Consider the following 16,293-nt stretch of genomic DNA (forward strand, 5'->3'; position numbering starts at 1 on the left):
GATAACGGATTGGGCTTGCCATCATTATCGGGTGTTGTAAGGGCATGGCAGGCCTGATATAACTGCTGCGCGGTCGCACTTTGAAGGATTCTGGTGCGATATATATTATAAAGAGGAAGAGAAGAGTGAATAAATCTCAACTGATCGACAAAATTGCTGCAGGGGCTGATATCTCTAAAGCTGCGGCTGGACGTGCGTTAGATGCAATTATTGCTTCTGTTACCGAATCCCTGAAAGAAGGTGATGACGTAGCATTGGTAGGTTTTGGTACTTTTGCCGTTAAAGAGCGTGCTGCCCGTACTGGTCGCAACCCGCAAACAGGTAAAGAGATCACCATCGCCGCGGCTAAAGTACCGGGCTTCCGTGCAGGTAAAGCACTGAAAGACGCGGTAAACTAAGTGATTTCCCCTTTGGGGATGTGACTAAGTACAAGGGCGCATCAACCGATGTGCCTTTTTTATTTCTGATTCCGGTACTTTCTATGCGTTGTGGGCTGACAATTGCCCCAGTTTCTTGTCACAATAGGCCTTTGTGCGCAGCGTTCAGGAAACGCTATGCTGCGTGAAGCATATATACTCAAAATCCTTGCCGCCGTTGTTGTAACCAACGCGGAGGCGGCCTGAAGGATAACGCGTATAGTCATCTACAGCGGAGTGTGGTTACACCATGATGGACAGCTTACGCACGGCTGCTAACAGTCTCGTGCTCAAGATTATTTTCGGTATCATTATCGTGTCGTTCATTTTGACCGGCGTGAGTGGTTACCTGATTGGCGGGGGCAATAACTACGCCGCTAAAGTGAATGGCCAGGAGATCAGCCGCGGGCAGTTCGAGAATGCGTTCAACAGCGAACGTAACCGCATGCAGCAACAGCTGGGCGATCAATATTCTGAGCTGGCGGCGAACGAAGGTTATATGAAAACGCTGCGTCAGCAGGTGCTGAATCGTCTTGTGGACGAAGCGCTGCTGGATCAGTACTCCCGTGAGCTTAAGCTCAACATTAGCGACGATCAGATTAAGCAGGCTATTTTCGCCACACCGGCTTTCCAGGTTGACGGTAAATTTGATAACAACCGCTACAACGCGATTGTGAATCAGATGGGAATGACTGCAGAACAGTATGCTCAGGCATTGCGTAACCAGCTCACCACGCAACAGTTGATCAACGGCGTTGCCGGGACCGACTTCATGCTGAAGGGGGAAACGGACGAACTGGCTGCACTGGTTGCACAGCAGCGTATCGTGCGCGAGGCGACAATTGACGTTAACGCTCTGGCCGCGAAGCAGTCTGTTACCGAGCAGGAAGTTGCCAGCTACTACGAGCAGAATAAAAACAACTTTATGACGCCGGAACAGTTCCGTGTGAGCTATATCAAGCTGGACGCTGCAGCAATGCAGGAAACCGTCAGCGATGCTGATATTCAGTCTTATTATGACCAGCATCAGGATCAGTTCACTCAGCCGCAGCGTAACCGCTACAGCATCATCCAGACCAAAACGGAAGATGAAGCAAAAGCGGTGCTTGATGCGCTCAACAAAGGCGGTGATTTTGCGACTCTGGCGAAAGAAAAATCTGCTGATATCATCTCTGCCCGTAACGGCGGTGATATGGGTTGGCTGGAAGACTCCACCACCCCAGATGAGCTGAAAAATGCCGGTCTGAAAGAAAAAGGCCAGCTGTCAGGCGTGATTAAGTCTTCTGTTGGCTTCCTCGTGGCGCGTCTTGACGACGTACAGCCTGCGCAGGTTAAACCGCTGAGCGAAGCGCGTGACGACATTGCGGCGAAAGTGAAGCAGGAAAAAGCGCTGGATGCCTACTATGCGTTGCAGCAGAAAGTCAGCGATGCCGCCAGCAATGATAACGAATCTCTGGCGGGTGCGGAGCAGGCTGCAGGGATGAAAGCGGTTGAAACGGCCTGGTTTAGCCGTGACAGCTTGCCGGAAGAACTGAATTTCAAACCTGTCGCTGACATCATTTTCAATGGTGCTCTGATTGGCGAGAACGGTACGCCGGGCAGTAACTCCGACATCATCACCGTGGACGGCGATCGTGCGTTTGTGCTGCGAATTAGCGAACACAAAGCAGAAGCAGTTAAGCCGTTAGCGGAAGTGAAAGAGCAGGTTACCGCGCTCGTTAAGCACAATAAAGCTGAGCAGCAGGCGAAACTGGATGCGGATAAACTGCTGGCCGATCTGAAAGCCGGTAAAGGCGATGAAGCGCTGAAAGCGGCGGGTCTGCGCTTTGGCGAAGCGAAAACGCTGAGCCGTACCGGGCAGGACCCGTTGAGTCAGGCGGCCTTTGGCCTGAGCCTGCCTGCGAAAGACAAGCCGAGCTACGGTGTTGCGAACGATATGCAGGGTAACGTTGTATTGCTGGCGCTGGACGAAGTAAAAGCAGGCTCTATGCCAGAAGCACAGAAAAAAGCGATGGTTCAGGGGATTACTCAGAACAACGCGCAGATTGTTTTCGAAGCACTGATGAGCAACCTGCGTAAAGCGGCAAAAATTAAAGTCGGTGACGCGCTGGAACAGCAGCAATAACCGAGTCTGCTCGCAAATAATTGCAAAAAGTTGTATCTACCAAAGGCCGCTTTCGCGGCCTTTTCCATTTCTGAAAATTGCCATTTGTCTGACGTTTATCCCCCCGCTATCGTGGCTCCACTGTTAACTAACAAGGAGCAAAACAGTATGAAACATGGAATTAAAGCCCTGCTTATCACCTTTTCATTGACCTGCGCCGGTATGGCTCAAACTGCACTTGCAGCGGAACCTGCCGTCAAAAGTCAGGCGGTTCAGACCAAAGCGGATGCCTCAGGAAGTACACACAGCAAAGCCACGCCAGCGACAAAGGCGGGCGATGATGAAGGCACCAGGGTAAGCATCAACAGCGCCTCAGCGGAGGATTTGGCGCGAGTGATGAATGGGGTTGGGTTGAAAAAAGCACAGGCGATTGTCAGCTATCGTGAGGAGTACGGACCGTTCAAAACGGTGGAGGACTTAAAGCAGGTACCGGGCATGGGCAGTTCGCTGGTTGAGCGTAACCTGGCAGTTTTAACACTTTAATAACTTGCAGAGCGCTGAAAGTTTGCCAGACTGTAGAGGTCATACCAGTTATGGCCTCTTTACCCTGAAGTCTGTTCCTATAAAAACAACGTAAGGCGCCAGCGCTATGCAAACACAAATCAAAGTTCGTGGTTTTCATCTTGATGTCTATCAGCACGTAAACAATGCCCGCTATCTGGAGTTTCTGGAAGAAGCCCGCTGGGATGGTCTGGAAAACAGTGACAGTTTTCAATGGATGACTGCACACCACATCGCGTTTGTGGTGGTTAACATCAATATCAACTACCGCCGTCCTGCCGTGCTGAGCGATCTGCTGACCATAACCAGTCAGGTCCAACAGCTAAATGGCAAAAGCGGCGTATTAAACCAGACCATCACTCTGGAGCCAGAGGGACAGGTAGTGGCTGATGCGTTGATTACTTTCGTCTGTATTGATTTGAAAACGCAGAAAGCGCTGCCGCTGGAAGGGGAATTACGCGAGAAACTGGAGCAGATGGTGCAGTAGTGGCATTGAGTACATGTAGGCCGGATAAGCAAAGCGCCATCCGGCAATACAATCACTTTAAGCCGGTTTTCTGCTTCATCGCCGCCATCACCGCCGGCTTATCCGCCAGATAATGGTTCAGACCATTGGCTCGCAGATTACAGGCAGCACAATGGCCGCAACCATTGCCCTTGATCCCGTTATAGCAGGTTAGCGTCTCTTCACGCACCAGGTCTAGCTTGCCCCAGTAGTCGGCTAACGCCCAGGTTTCGGCTTTATCAATCCACATCAATGGGGTTTCGAAACGGATGTCTTTTGCCATTCCCAGACTGACGGCATGATTCAGGGCTTTGACAAACTCGTCACGACAGTCCGGATAACCAGAGAAATCGGTTTCGCAAACGCCGGTAATGACCGCCTCTGCCTGTACCTGGTAAGCGTAAATTGCAGCCAGCGTTAAGAACAGAATGTTACGACCTGGCACAAAAGTATTCGGGATACCGTTTGTGTCCGGTTCATAATCGGGGACCGGGATATTGTCGCGGGTCAGGCTGCTGACAGCCAGTTCGCTGAGCAGCGTCACGTCGAGAACTTTGTGCGCACGGGCGCCGAGTTTTAAGGCCAGATCACGTGCGACGTCAATTTCAGCGCGATGACGCTGACCATAATCAAAGGTCACGCAGTGCACTTCATCATACTGATGTAGCGCTTGCGCCAGACAGGTCGTGGAGTCCTGGCCTCCACTAAAGACAACAACGGCACGTTTCATGGCTTTTCCTGACAAATAACGAAAGCGCTTATGGTAGCGCCTGGGCGCGTCGCCGACCAGCTTCTTCACGCTGAAGGCGGCGGTAGCCAGGCCTCGGTGAACTCAAACCAGCCACGCGGATTCAAACGTACGCCATTTACGCCCGGTGGAGCGCTAATTCGATAGTGATAATTAAACAGCGGCGTAAGCGTGGCGTCATGCATTAACGTTGCAAAAACCTGCTGTAAAGCCGCATGACGATCGTCCTCATCGGCCTGAATTTGCAAAGCATCCAGCGTGGTCTGCAGATGAGTATATGCGGGGGCATTCAGAACGTGTGACCATAGCTGATCGCAACGCAACCACTGTTCGAGGGTATACTCGGGGGCTTCACCAATCAGCCTGTCTCCCATCATCAGATCGGCCTCGGCTAAAGGATGATCGCCATCCCAGTTTTTAGCATTATGAAAAATAAGCGTTAATTCACAACCCAGTTTGGCCAGTGCCTGGCGAAGCTGTTCCGCCATTGCATGCAGTTCTACCGGCAGATGATAGGCCAGCGTCAGTTTTTTCGGCAACGCCACCTCGTCCAGCGCATCCCATTGTGGGATCGTCCATCCTGGCAGCAGGGCATTGCTGGGGGTAATGAGGTTTTCATCCACCTCCAGCGTCTGTAGCAGCGAAGAGCGGTGGATAATATTGACCAGTCGACGGGCCTGCTGTGTATTCAGTCGCGCACTTTTTCTGAGCGTGAGATAGCAAAAACCGAGGCTGATCCCGCTACTCACCTGGCTTAGCATGGGAAGTTCCTCTGGTTTACCTATCGCAATTTGTACCGGATGGCGACAGCTGGTGCCCAAGTCCTGGGAGAAAAGCTGCGGGGTTATCCAATATTCAATGGCTTTCAATAGCGGATGACTTAGGTGGTAGTGATCGTGACTCTCGATGCGCACCAGCTCAGGGGTAAACAGCGTCAACCGGAACGGGCCGGTACCCACAAACGGATGGTCCGGATGCGCCAGGTGACTGCTGTAGCTTGCCAGACGATGCGCCAGCCAGAAATCGGGGCGATGCAGAATAAAGGTCAGGCACTGGGGATGCGTCACCTCAATGCGTTTTACGCTGATAAACAGCTTATTCAGCGTGGGTAGCGCTAACAGCTTCAATAGCTGTTGATGTAGCTGTGTGCTGCTGACCGCATCGCCGTTATGCCAGTACAGGGTGGAACGAATATAGAAATCCCAGCGCAGACCGTCAGCAGAGATATTCCAGTGGTGGGATAAATCGCCGCAGGGGCGTTGCGTGTGACTGTCAAAACGTGTCAGGCCAGAGAATACCTGTCCGGCAAGGTGCTGCTCTGCACGGCCGGGCAGGAATCCAGGATGCAAAGGTTCGAGCTGGCGATAATAGGGGATACGCAGGGTTGGCGTATCATTTTGCCATTGCCCGCCCATAAACGGCTGCAGAAGGGTTCTTAATTCCCCGGGGGCCAGTTGAGCCAGTTCCAGTACGCTGAGCTGCTCACCCTTTTGCAGTGCCTGCTCCATCATCGTGTTGCGCAGCGAGTCCGGAGTGACCAAAAAACGTAATGCTCCGCGTTTCCCGCGTCCGGACTGAGCGTGCCACTCCAGCCAGCCAGCATCCTGCGCTTGCTTTAGCAGGGTTCGCACGTGGCGCTCGCTGCAAAAACAACGTTCGGCCAGTTCCCCGACGGTGACTGACTGCGGCTCTCCGTTCGAAGGCTGCCACAGGCGTTGATACTGGTTCAGGCGATTAAGCAAACGCATTGATACTTTATCCTTCAGGATGCCCGTTAACGGTTTTTGCGCAGAAAAACCCGGAACAATTTATATTATCTATTCACTATTACTTCCGTATATCTCAGGAGATACTGAATCACAAGTTAACCGCGTCACAGTGTGGAGAAAGAAATGGCTCGTCTGGCTGCATTTGATATGGATGGCACCCTTTTGATGCCGAATCACCACTTAGGTGATGAAACCCTTTCGACGCTGGCACGCCTGCGTGAACGAGATATCACGCTGACGTTTGCGACCGGTCGTCATGTGCTGGAGATGCGCCATATTTTGGGCTCGATCTCGCTGGACGCCTTTTTAATCACCGGTAACGGGACGCGTATTCACTCGCTGGAAGGTGATGTATTGCATCGTCAGGATCTGGCTCCCTCGGTTGCCGATATCGTATTGCACCAACGGTGGGAAACGCAGGCCAGCATGCATGTTTTTAATGACAACGGCTGGTTCACCGGGCAAGAGATTCCGTCACTGTTGCAAGCGCATGTGTACAGCGGATTTCATTATCAGATAGTGGATGTGAAGCGTATTCCTGCTCATCAGGTCACAAAAATCTGCTTCTGTGGCGATCATGACGATTTGGTTCGCCTGCGTATTCAGTTGAATGACGCGCTGGGCGAGCAGGCAAATCTCTGTTTTTCTGCGGTTGATTGCCTTGAAGTGCTGCCGCTGGGCTGTAACAAAGGCTCTGCACTGGCAGTGCTAAGCGAGCACTTGGGTTATTCCATGGCTGACTGCATGGCGTTTGGCGACGCCATGAACGATCGTGAAATGTTGGGCCGGGTTGGGCGTGGTCTGATTATGGGGAACGCGATGCCGCAACTGATTGCTGCGCTGCCTCATTTATCGGTGATTGGGCATTGCCGCAATCAGGCGGTATCACACTTTTTGACGCATTGGCTGGACAATCCAAATCTACCTTATTCCCCCGAATGAGAGATCCCTTCCAGCAAGCCAGACCTTAGCGTCTGGCTTTTTTTTGACCGATTAATGGGTGTTCAGCAGGCGGGTAAGTTCTGCTTTCGATGGCGTTAAATCACCGATGTGTGCCTCGACCCATTGCGGGTTGTAATAGGTTTCCAGATAGCGTTCGCCGCTGTCGCACAGCAACGTAACCAGCGACCCCGTTTCTCCTGCATCGCGCATCCGAGCGGCAAGTTGTAACGCTCCCCACATGTTGGTTCCGGTTGAGGCGCCCACTTTACGGCCTAGCTGCGTCTCCAGCCAGTGCGCGGTGGCCACGCTTGCGGCATCCGGAACGCGCAACATTTCATCAACCACATCAGGAATGAAAGAAGGCTCTACGCGTGGGCGGCCAATGCCTTCAATTTTGCTGCCGACCGGGCTACGTAACGACGCATCGCGATCCTGCCAGTAAGGCAGAAAGACCGAGTTCTCCGGGTCCACTACCATCAGTTGAGTGTCGTAACCCTGACAGCGAATATAACGGCCAATGGTTGCGGATGTACCACCGGTTCCTGCGCTCATCACGATATGGCGAGGCACGGGGTGTGGCTCACACTGCATCTGGCGGAAGATACTGTCGGCAATATTGTTGTTACCACGCCAGTCAGTCGCGCGTTCAGCGTAGGTGAACTGGTCCATATAATGCCCGTTCAGTTCATGTGCCAGCTGTTCAGAAGCTGCATAGATTTCACAGGCGCTTTCCACGAAGTGGCAACGACCGCCATAGAATTCAATCTGTTCAATTTTTCGTTTTGCCGTACAGGAAGGCATAACGGCAATAAACGGCAGTCCAAGCAGACGGGCGAAATAGGCCTCAGAGACCGCCGTTGAACCGGATGACGATTCGATAATCGTGGTGCCTTCTTTAATCCAGCCATTACACAGTCCGTAGAGAAACAGTGAACGTGCCAGGCGATGTTTCAGGCTACCGGTTGGATGCGTGCTCTCATCTTTCAAATAGAGCTGAATACCCGGAAACGCCGGAAGCGACAGGCGAATAAGATGCGTATCGGCAGAACGCTGGTAATCCGCATTAATTTCATTGATGGCGTTTTTAACCCAGGAGCTATTCATCATTAATATCCATTTGTTATTTTGTGCCCAGAATAGCGAAAAGCACGGAAAAAATTGTTGCCATTTAGCCTTTAAAATAGAATGTAAGGAGAAAATTCTTCTCTGTGGAGTGGATATGTTAGACAAAATTGACCGTAAGCTGCTTGGCCTACTACAACAAGACTGCACCCTTTCTTTGCAGGCGCTAGCCGATGCCGTTAATCTGACGACCACCCCCTGCTGGAAACGACTCAAGCGGCTTGAGGATGACGGCATTCTGCTGGGCAAGGTTGCTCTTCTGGATCCAGAAAAACTGGGGCTGGGCTTAACCGCGTTTGTGCTGATTAAAACCCAGCATCACAGCAGCGAATGGTATTGCCGCTTTGTCACCGAAGTGAGCGGGATGCCAGAGGTACTGGGTTTCTGGCGAATGGCTGGGGAGTACGACTACCTGATGCGGGTGCAAGTTGCTGATATGAAACGCTATGATGATTTCTATAAACGTCTGGTGAATAGCGTACCGGGCCTGTCTGATGTTACCTCCAGTTTTGCGATGGAACAGATTAAATACACGACTGCTCTACCTATTGAATAACTCTCCCGGTGGTCATTGCCGGAAATCTTGTCAGGACATAACGCGTGCGATTATTTGCTCAATTAAGCTGGTACTTCCGCCGGGAGTGGCGTCGCTACCTCGGGGCGGTGGCCTTGCTTATCATCATCGCTATTCTTCAGCTTATTCCGCCAAAAGTGGTCGGTATCATCGTGGACGGCGTGACGACACAGCGCTTCACCACCGAGCGACTGCTGATGTGGGTCGGCACGATTGCCCTGATTGCGGTGGTGGTCTATTTGTTACGCTATGTCTGGCGCGTACTGCTGTTCGGCGCATCCTACCAACTGGCAGTTGAACTGCGCGAAGACTATTACCGCCAGTTGAGCCGCCAGCACCCTGAATTTTATCTGCGTCATCGCACTGGCGATCTGATGGCGCGTGCAACTAACGATGTTGATCGAGTGGTGTTTGCGGCTGGCGAAGGCGTATTGACGCTGGTGGACTCACTGGTCATGGGGTGCGCGGTGTTGATCGTGATGTCTACGCAAATCAGCTGGGAGCTGACGCTGATCGCACTACTCCCAATGCCGGTGATGGCGATAATGATCAAGCGTTACGGCGATCGACTGCATAACCGCTTTAAGGTTGCGCAAGCAGCGTTCTCCAGCCTTAACGATCGTACTCAGGAAAGTCTGACCAGTATCCGTATGATTAAGGCTTTTGGTCTGGAAGACCGACAGTCGGCGCTATTTGCCGCAGATGCTAAAGATACCGGCAAGAAAAACTTGCGGGTCGCCCGCATTGACGCCCGTTTTGACCCCACGATTTATATCGCCATTGGTATGGCTAACCTGCTGGCTATCGCCGGGGGAAGCTGGATGGTGGTGCACGGCTCTCTGACGCTCGGTCAGCTTACCAGCTTTATGATGTATCTCGGTCTGATGATTTGGCCGATGCTGGCACTGGCATGGATGTTTAACATTGTTGAGCGAGGCAGCGCCGCGTATAGCCGTATTCGCACGATGCTGGCTGAAGCCCCCGTGGTGGATGATGGGACAGAACCCGTACCGGAAGGACGTGGCGAGTTAGTGGTGGCCATTCGCGAATTTCGCTACCCGCAAACGGCTCATCCGGTGCTGGAGAATGTGAATTTCCAGCTTAAGCCTGGGCAGATGCTGGGCATTTGTGGCCCAACTGGGGCAGGGAAAAGTACCGTACTATCGCTGCTCCAGCGCCACTTCGATATCACTCAAGGCGATGTGCGTTTTCATGATATTCCGTTAACGCGCTTGCAGCTTGATAGCTGGCGTAGCCGCCTGGCAGTGGTCAGCCAGACACCTTTCTTGTTCTCGGATACGGTCGCCAACAACATTGCGCTTGGACGCCCGCAGGCCACACAGGATGAAATTGAACATGTTGCACGTCTGGCCAGCGTGCATGAGGATATTTTACGTCTTCCTCAGGGGTATGACACCGAAGTGGGTGAACGCGGCGTGATGCTGTCCGGTGGACAAAAACAGCGTATTTCTATTGCTCGTGCGCTGCTGCTGAATGCTGAAATCCTGGTTCTTGACGATGCGTTATCGGCGGTGGATGGTCGTACTGAACATCAAATCCTGCATAACCTGCGCCAGTGGGGAGAAGGCAGAACCGTGATAATCAGCGCTCACCGTTTATCTGCGCTGACAGAAGCCAATGAAATTATCGTGATGCAGCACGGACATATTGCTCAGCGTGGCGAACACGATGCGCTGGCGCAACAACCTGACTGGTATCGTGATATGTACCGTTATCAGCAACTGGAAGCGGCATTATCTGATGCGCCGACGATCGACGAGGAGGCGGCTAATGCGTAGTTTTGGGCAATTATGGCCGACCCTGAAAAGGCTGCTGGCGTACGGCTCGCCGTGGCGAAAACAGCTGTCTATCGCGGTTGTCATGCTGTGGGTAGCGGCAGCGGCGGAGGTGAGTGGTCCGCTGCTCATCAGCTATTTTATCGATAACATGGTAGCGAAGAACAATCTGCCGTTGGCGATGGTCGCCGGGCTGGTGGCGGCATATGTCGGTCTGCAACTGTTGGCGGCGGGCCTGCATTACGCGCAGTCGCTGTTGTTTAACCAGGCAGCCGTCGGTGTGGTGCAACAGCTACGTACCGATGTGATGGACGCTGCGCTGCGCCAGCCGTTAAGTGAGTTTGACACCCAGCCAGTCGGACAGCTTATCTCCCGGGTGACCAATGACACCGAAGTGATCCGCGACCTGTACGTGACGGTGGTCGCGACGGTACTGCGCAGCGCCGCCTTAATCGGTGCCATGCTGGTCGCGATGTTCAGCCTCGAGTGGCGGATGGCGCTGGTGGCGATGGCTATTTTCCCGGCGGTGCTGGTGGTGATGGTGATTTATCAGCGCTATAGTACCCCCATTGTGCGTCGCGTTCGCGCCTATCTGGCGGATATTAACGATGGCTTTAACGAAGTCATCAACGGTATGAGCGTTATCCAGCAGTTCCGCCAGCAGGCGCGTTTTGGTGAGCGAATGGGCGAAGCCAGCCGTTCGCACTATATGGCGCGCATGCAAACGCTGCGACTGGATGGCTTTTTGTTGCGCCCGTTACTCAGCCTGTTTTCTGCCCTAATCCTCTGTGGTTTGCTGATGCTGTTTAGCTTTACCTCCGGCACGTCCATTGAGGTTGGGGTGCTGTATGCGTTTATCAGCTATCTGGGGCGTTTGAACGAGCCGTTGATCGAGCTGACCACCCAGCAATCCATGCTGCAGCAAGCGGTTGTCGCCGGTGAGAGGGTATTCGAGCTGATGGATGGGCCTCGTCAGCGCTACGGTGAAGATGATCGACCGCTCAAAAGCGGAGATATTGAGGTGGATAACGTTTCATTTGCCTATCGCGACAACAATTTGGTGCTGCAAAACATCAGTCTGTCCGTGCCTTCGCGCAGCTTTGTGGCGTTGGTCGGACACACCGGTAGCGGCAAAAGTACGCTGGCCAGCCTGCTGATGGGGTACTACCCGTTGACGCAGGGTGAAATTCGTCTGGACGGGCGACCGCTGTCTTCATTGAGCCACAGTGTGTTACGCCAGGGCGTTGCGATGGTGCAGCAAGATCCGGTGGTGATGGCGGATACCTTCCTGGCCAACGTCACGCTGGGCCGCGATATCTCAGAAGAGCGGGTATGGCAGGCGCTGGAGACCGTGCAACTGGCGGAGCTGGCGCGCGGGCTGAGTGACGGTATTCATACCCGATTGGGCGAGCAGGGCAATAATCTCTCCGTTGGGCAGAAACAGCTGCTGGCGCTGGCGCGGGTATTGGTTGAAACGCCGCAGGTGCTGATCCTTGATGAAGCCACGGCCAGTATTGATTCCGGTACTGAACAGGCTATTCAGCAGGCGTTGGCGGCGGTGCGTGAGCACACCACGCTGGTGGTGATTGCGCATCGGTTATCGACGATTGTCGATGCGGATACCATTCTGGTGCTGCACCGGGGGCAGGCCGTTGAGCGCGGCACGCACCAGCAACTGCTTGCCGCACAGGGCCGCTACTGGCAAATGTACCAGCTACAGTTGGCGGGTGAAGAGCTGGCGGCTAGCGTAAACGAAGATTCGGCAATTGCCTGATGGCGCTGCGTTTATCAGGCCCACAGCCAGTGTGGTTTCGTAGGCCTGAAGAAGCGTTTTCGCCGCCATCCGGAAATCAACAATCTGGTGCAAAAATGTAACGCACTATGCACCGTTATAGTGCGTTTTTTCTTTTTCTATCCTCGCCGTACCCCGTGCGGCTGAATCATCCCGCGTTTTTCATTCCTGGCACACCCCTTGCAATGTTCAGCATGTGTATCTGCAGCCACTACTGAATTCTGACTGGAGGGGATCTATGAAGCTGGTTACCGTGGTAATCAAACCGTTCAAACTGGAAGACGTCCGTGAAGCATTGTCGTCTATGGGTATTCAGGGGCTGACCGTCACCGAAGTGAAGGGGTTTGGCCGACAAAAAGGTCATGCTGAGTTGTACCGGGGAGCGGAATACAGCGTCAACTTCTTACCCAAAGTGAAGATTGATGTGGCAATTGCTGATGACCAACTGGATGGCGTAATTGATGTCATCAGTAAGGCCGCCTACACCGGAAAAATTGGCGATGGCAAAATTTTTGTCGCCGAGCTGCAACGTGTGATTCGTATTCGTACCGGCGAAGCCGACGAAGCCGCACTGTAACGTCTGGCACACAGTGATAGGAAACCAAAAAATGAAGATAGCAACGATGAAAACGGGTATTGCATCACTGGCGCTGCTGCCGGGACTGGCGATGGCGGCACCGGCGGTCGCGGATAAAGCCGATAACGCTTTTATGATGATCTGTACCGCGCTGGTGCTGTTTATGACAATCCCTGGCATTGCGCTGTTCTACGGCGGTTTGATTCGCGGTAAGAACGTGCTGTCAATGCTGACCCAGGTTACGGTGACATTCGCTCTGGTCTGTATTTTGTGGGTGGTTTATGGCTACTCGCTGGCTTTTGGCGAAGGGAATAATTTCTTCGGCAACTTCAACTGGGTCATGCTGAAGAATATTGCACTGACGGCGGTGACGGGGAGCTTCTACCAGTACATCCACGTTGCTTTTCAGGGGTCATTCGCCTGTATCACCGTTGGGCTGATTGTCGGGGCGCTGGCTGAACGTATTCGCTTCTCAGCGGTGCTGATTTTTGTGGTGGTGTGGCTGACGCTGTCCTACATCCCTATTGCACACATGGTCTGGGGCGGTGGTTTGCTGGCTACGCACGGTGCGCTGGATTTTGCTGGCGGCACGGTAGTCCATATCAACGCTGCGATTGCCGGCCTGGTTGGGGCTTATCTGATTGGTAAACGCGTCGGTTTTGGCAAAGAAGCGTTTAAGCCGCATAACCTGCCAATGGTCTTTACCGGTACGGCTATTCTCTATATCGGTTGGTTCGGCTTTAACGCGGGCTCCGCGGGTATGGCGAATGAAATTGCCGCACTGGCCTTCGTGAACACCGTTGTTGCTACCGCGGCCGCTATTCTCGGCTGGATCTTCGGTGAATGGGCGCTGCGTGGAAAACCATCATTGCTGGGAGCCTGTTCTGGTGCCATTGCGGGTCTGGTTGGTGTGACGCCTGCCTGTGGTTACATCGGTGTTGGTGGGGCGTTGATCATCGGCGTGGTTGCCGGTTTGGCGGGGCTGTGGGGAGTGACGATGCTGAAGCGCTTTCTGCGCGTTGATGACCCGTGTGATGTCTTCGGTGTTCACGGCGTGTGTGGCATTGTCGGCTGTATCCTGACTGGCGTATTCGCCGCCAGCTCTTTAGGCGGAGTGGGCTTTGCCGAAGGCGTTACCATGGGGCATCAGCTGCTGGTGCAACTGGAAAGCGTGGCGATCACCATTGTCTGGTCCGGTGTCGTAGCCTTCATTGGCTATAAGCTGGCGGACATGACGGTAGGTCTGCGCGTACCGGAAGAGCAGGAGCGCGAAGGGTTGGATGTGAACAGCCACGGCGAAAACGCCTACAACGCCTGATGTTTCAATCTGCCGGATGGCGTTAAACGCTTATCCGGCCTACGACGATGTAGTCTGTAGGCCGGATAAGACATCAATTGCGATTACGCATGACCCCTTCCTGCACGGTAGAGGCGACCAGCACGCCGTCCTGGGTATAAAACTCCCCGCGTACAAACCCTCGGGCACCGGAGGCCGATGTACTTTCTACGTTGTACAACAACCACTCATTGATATTAAAAGGACGATGGAACCACATAGAATGGTCGATCGTAGCGATCTGAATCCCTTTTTCCAGAAAACCAATGCCATACGGTTGTAAAGCAACGGGCAGGAAGTTCAGATCCGAGGCGTAACCCAGCAGATACTGATGTACGCGAAGATCGTCCTGCAGCGTGCCGTTCGCGCGGATCCACACCTGGCGAGTCGGGTCGGCAACGTGACCTTTTAACGGATTATGAAATTCCACCGGACGGACTTCCAGCGGGCGGTCGTTGATAAATTTTTCTTTCAACAGCGGCGGCAGCAGGTGTGCGACCGAACGGGCGATCTCAGTTTCTGATTTAAGCTCTTCAGGGCCAGGCGCGGCCGGCATCTCTTTTTGATGCTCAAACCCATCTTCTGGTGCCTGGAAAGAGGCAGTCATATAAAAAATGGGTTTCCCATTCTGGATCGCGGCAACGCGGCGGGCGCTGAAGCTGTTACCATCGCGCAGCACTTCGACATCATAGATGATGGGCTTTTGGCTATCGCCCGGACGTAAAAAGTAGCTGTGGAAGGAATGCACCAGACGCTCTTCCGGCACGGTCTCTTTCGCGGCGTACAACGCCTGACCGACAACTTGTCCACCAAAAACCTGACGTAACCCTAAGTCTTCACTTTGGCCCCGAAAGAGTCCTTCTTCAATTTTTTCCAGATTTAACAATGTCAGCAAATTTTTCAGTGCCAGACTCATACGTGCTCTCCAGGTAATAGCGTTCTCGCAGCGAGGTAGGCAGAGTATAACGCAATTTTAAAAGTGGTCCGATGGGTGCAATTGTCTGAATTACAGGCCTATTACAAGCAGAAATTGCTAATTTGTGCCACACTTAGTCATGTTATGTTTTTGTTAACCACTCTTCTGGCGAGGAAAGTTCTCGCTGGTGCATAGATGAGAAGGAGAATTTAATGAAACTCGTGCACATGGTAAGTGGTTTAGCGGTTGCGGTCGCTCTGGCGGCTTGTGCTGGTAAAAGTGCAGATATTCAAACACCTGCGCCAAGTCCTAATACGTCAATTGCTGACACACAGTCAAAAATTCAACAGCCGAATGTGTCTGGTACGGTATGGATCCGCCAGAAAGTGGCCTTACCGCCGGATGCTGTGCTGACCGTCACACTGTCAGATGCATCGCTTGCCGATGCGCCGTCAAAAGTGCTGTCGCAAAAAGTTGTACGTACCGAGGGTAAACAAGCACCATTCAGCTTCGTGCTCCCGTTTAACCCGGCAGATATTCAGCCGAACGCCCGTATTCTGCTGAGTGCGGCGATTACGGTGAATGATAAACTGGTCTTTATTACTGATACCGTCCAGACGGTGATCAATCAGGGGGGGACTAAAGCCGACCTGACCCTGGTCCCGGTTCAGCAGACGGCCGTTCCAGTACAGCCGAGCGGCGGCGCCGCGACAACGGTACCGTCAACGTCACCCACGCAGGTGAATCCGTCTTCCGCAGTTCCTGCCCCGACACAGTACTAAGGGCATTATTCTAACCCTCTCCATCTGGAGGGGGTTAGTACACCCAGCGATAGCGCTGTAAATCGATTTGTCCACTCCCTGAAACCACAATACCTTCCGCCAGCAATGCCTGACGTTGTCGTTGCAGGTCAGGCCCTGTCAGTGAAATCATTCCGTGACGATTAACCACTCGATACCAGGGCAGGGTGCTACCTTCGGGCAGCCGCTTAAGTACACCTCCCACCTGGCGTGCAGCGCGCGGTGAGCCAGCAAGCCTGGCGACATCGCCATAGGTGGTGACGAATCCTTCGGGGATTGAGGTAACGATTTGCCAGACGCGTTGAGGGAAAGAGTCTTGTATATCCATCGTTTAT

At 53.2% G+C, this 16,293-nt stretch carries 16 protein-coding genes; 11 read left to right on the plus strand and 5 right to left on the minus strand.

What is annotated here, in order from left to right:
- Window positions 1-107: 107 nt before the first annotated feature.
- The 4 genes from hupB to RYZ59_RS04095 all read left to right on the plus strand — a co-directional run bounded on the left by hupB (window position 108) and on the right by RYZ59_RS04095 (window position 3,568).
- A complete protein-coding gene (gene hupB / locus RYZ59_RS04080; protein WP_219352570.1) occupies window positions 108-398 on the plus strand; it encodes a nucleoid-associated protein HU-beta in 291 nt (96 codons plus the stop codon).
- Window positions 399-666: 268 nt separating this feature from the next.
- Window positions 667-2,541, plus strand: a complete 1,875-nt coding sequence (ppiD, locus tag RYZ59_RS04085; RefSeq protein ID WP_318044835.1) for a peptidylprolyl isomerase — start codon at window positions 667-669, stop codon at window positions 2,539-2,541.
- Between the two features lie 147 nt (window positions 2,542-2,688).
- Window positions 2,689-3,063, plus strand: a complete 375-nt coding sequence (locus RYZ59_RS04090; protein WP_318044833.1) for a helix-hairpin-helix domain-containing protein — start codon at window positions 2,689-2,691, stop codon at window positions 3,061-3,063.
- 106 nt (window positions 3,064-3,169) lie between these two features.
- Complete coding sequence (locus RYZ59_RS04095; protein WP_005125170.1) at window positions 3,170-3,568, plus strand: YbgC/FadM family acyl-CoA thioesterase; 399 nt, start codon at window positions 3,170-3,172, stop codon at window positions 3,566-3,568.
- A gap of 52 nt (window positions 3,569-3,620) precedes the next feature.
- Here the strand turns inward: RYZ59_RS04095 and queC are convergent, their stop codons facing one another.
- Both queC and RYZ59_RS04105 read right to left on the minus strand, forming a co-directional pair.
- On the minus strand, window positions 3,621-4,316 hold the full coding sequence (gene queC, locus RYZ59_RS04100) for a 7-cyano-7-deazaguanine synthase QueC (protein ID WP_137384626.1): 696 nt from the start codon (window positions 4,314-4,316) through the stop codon (window positions 3,621-3,623).
- A gap of 65 nt (window positions 4,317-4,381) precedes the next feature.
- Window positions 4,382-6,082: an SgrR family transcriptional regulator gene (locus RYZ59_RS04105; protein WP_318044828.1), complete on the minus strand. Its 1,701-nt coding sequence runs from the start codon at window positions 6,080-6,082 to the stop codon at window positions 4,382-4,384.
- A 144-nt stretch (window positions 6,083-6,226) separates the two neighbouring features.
- On the opposite strand from RYZ59_RS04105, the gene cof reads away from it, so the two are divergent.
- Window positions 6,227-7,045: an HMP-PP phosphatase gene (gene cof, locus RYZ59_RS04110; protein WP_318044825.1), complete on the plus strand. Its 819-nt coding sequence runs from the start codon at window positions 6,227-6,229 to the stop codon at window positions 7,043-7,045.
- A gap of 51 nt (window positions 7,046-7,096) precedes the next feature.
- Here cof and RYZ59_RS04115 read toward each other — a convergent pair whose 3' ends face one another.
- Complete coding sequence (locus RYZ59_RS04115) at window positions 7,097-8,152, minus strand: PLP-dependent cysteine synthase family protein (RefSeq protein ID WP_318044823.1); 1,056 nt, start codon at window positions 8,150-8,152, stop codon at window positions 7,097-7,099.
- Window positions 8,153-8,264: 112 nt separating this feature from the next.
- Between RYZ59_RS04115 and decR the strand changes: the two genes are divergently transcribed.
- The 5 genes from decR (at window position 8,265) to amtB (ending at window position 14,224) form a co-directional block, all read left to right on the plus strand.
- The gene (gene decR / locus RYZ59_RS04120) at window positions 8,265-8,723 is read left to right on the plus strand and encodes a DNA-binding transcriptional regulator DecR (RefSeq protein ID WP_170974431.1); all 459 of its coding nucleotides are present in this window, start codon (window positions 8,265-8,267) and stop codon (window positions 8,721-8,723) included.
- A 44-nt stretch (window positions 8,724-8,767) separates the two neighbouring features.
- Complete coding sequence (locus tag RYZ59_RS04125) at window positions 8,768-10,540, plus strand: SmdA family multidrug ABC transporter permease/ATP-binding protein (protein WP_318044817.1); 1,773 nt, start codon at window positions 8,768-8,770, stop codon at window positions 10,538-10,540.
- Window positions 10,533-12,311 carry a SmdB family multidrug efflux ABC transporter permease/ATP-binding protein gene (locus tag RYZ59_RS04130; protein ID WP_202039294.1) on the plus strand — a complete coding sequence of 593 codons (1,779 nt, stop codon included), beginning with the start codon at window positions 10,533-10,535 and terminating at the stop codon, window positions 12,309-12,311. Before RYZ59_RS04125 ends, RYZ59_RS04130 begins: the two co-directional genes overlap by 8 nt.
- A 256-nt stretch (window positions 12,312-12,567) precedes the next feature.
- Window positions 12,568-12,906, plus strand: coding sequence for a P-II family nitrogen regulator (glnK, locus tag RYZ59_RS04135; protein ID WP_137384619.1), 339 nt, complete (start codon window positions 12,568-12,570; stop codon window positions 12,904-12,906).
- A 31-nt stretch (window positions 12,907-12,937) separates the two neighbouring features.
- The gene (amtB, locus tag RYZ59_RS04140; protein WP_115600833.1) at window positions 12,938-14,224 is read left to right on the plus strand and encodes an ammonium transporter AmtB; all 1,287 of its coding nucleotides are present in this window, start codon (window positions 12,938-12,940) and stop codon (window positions 14,222-14,224) included.
- Window positions 14,225-14,297: 73 nt separating this feature from the next.
- Here the strand turns inward: amtB and tesB are convergent, their stop codons facing one another.
- Window positions 14,298-15,158 (minus strand): acyl-CoA thioesterase II, encoded by an 861-nt coding sequence (gene tesB / locus RYZ59_RS04145; RefSeq protein WP_137384618.1) that lies wholly within the window; start codon window positions 15,156-15,158, stop codon window positions 14,298-14,300.
- 212 nt (window positions 15,159-15,370) lie between these two features.
- Here tesB and RYZ59_RS04150 point away from each other — a divergent pair, with 212 nt between their 5' ends.
- On the plus strand, window positions 15,371-15,940 hold the full coding sequence (locus RYZ59_RS04150) for a YbaY family lipoprotein (protein WP_202039293.1): 570 nt from the start codon (window positions 15,371-15,373) through the stop codon (window positions 15,938-15,940).
- A 34-nt stretch (window positions 15,941-15,974) separates the two neighbouring features.
- Here RYZ59_RS04150 and RYZ59_RS04155 read toward each other — a convergent pair whose 3' ends face one another.
- Complete coding sequence (locus RYZ59_RS04155) at window positions 15,975-16,286, minus strand: MGMT family protein (protein WP_318044805.1); 312 nt, start codon at window positions 16,284-16,286, stop codon at window positions 15,975-15,977.
- Between the last annotated feature and the right edge of the window lie 7 nt (window positions 16,287-16,293).

Origin of the sequence: Citrobacter sp. HN-141 (assembly GCF_033341895.1) — a bacterium.
Lineage (GTDB): Bacteria > Pseudomonadota > Gammaproteobacteria > Enterobacterales > Enterobacteriaceae > Citrobacter.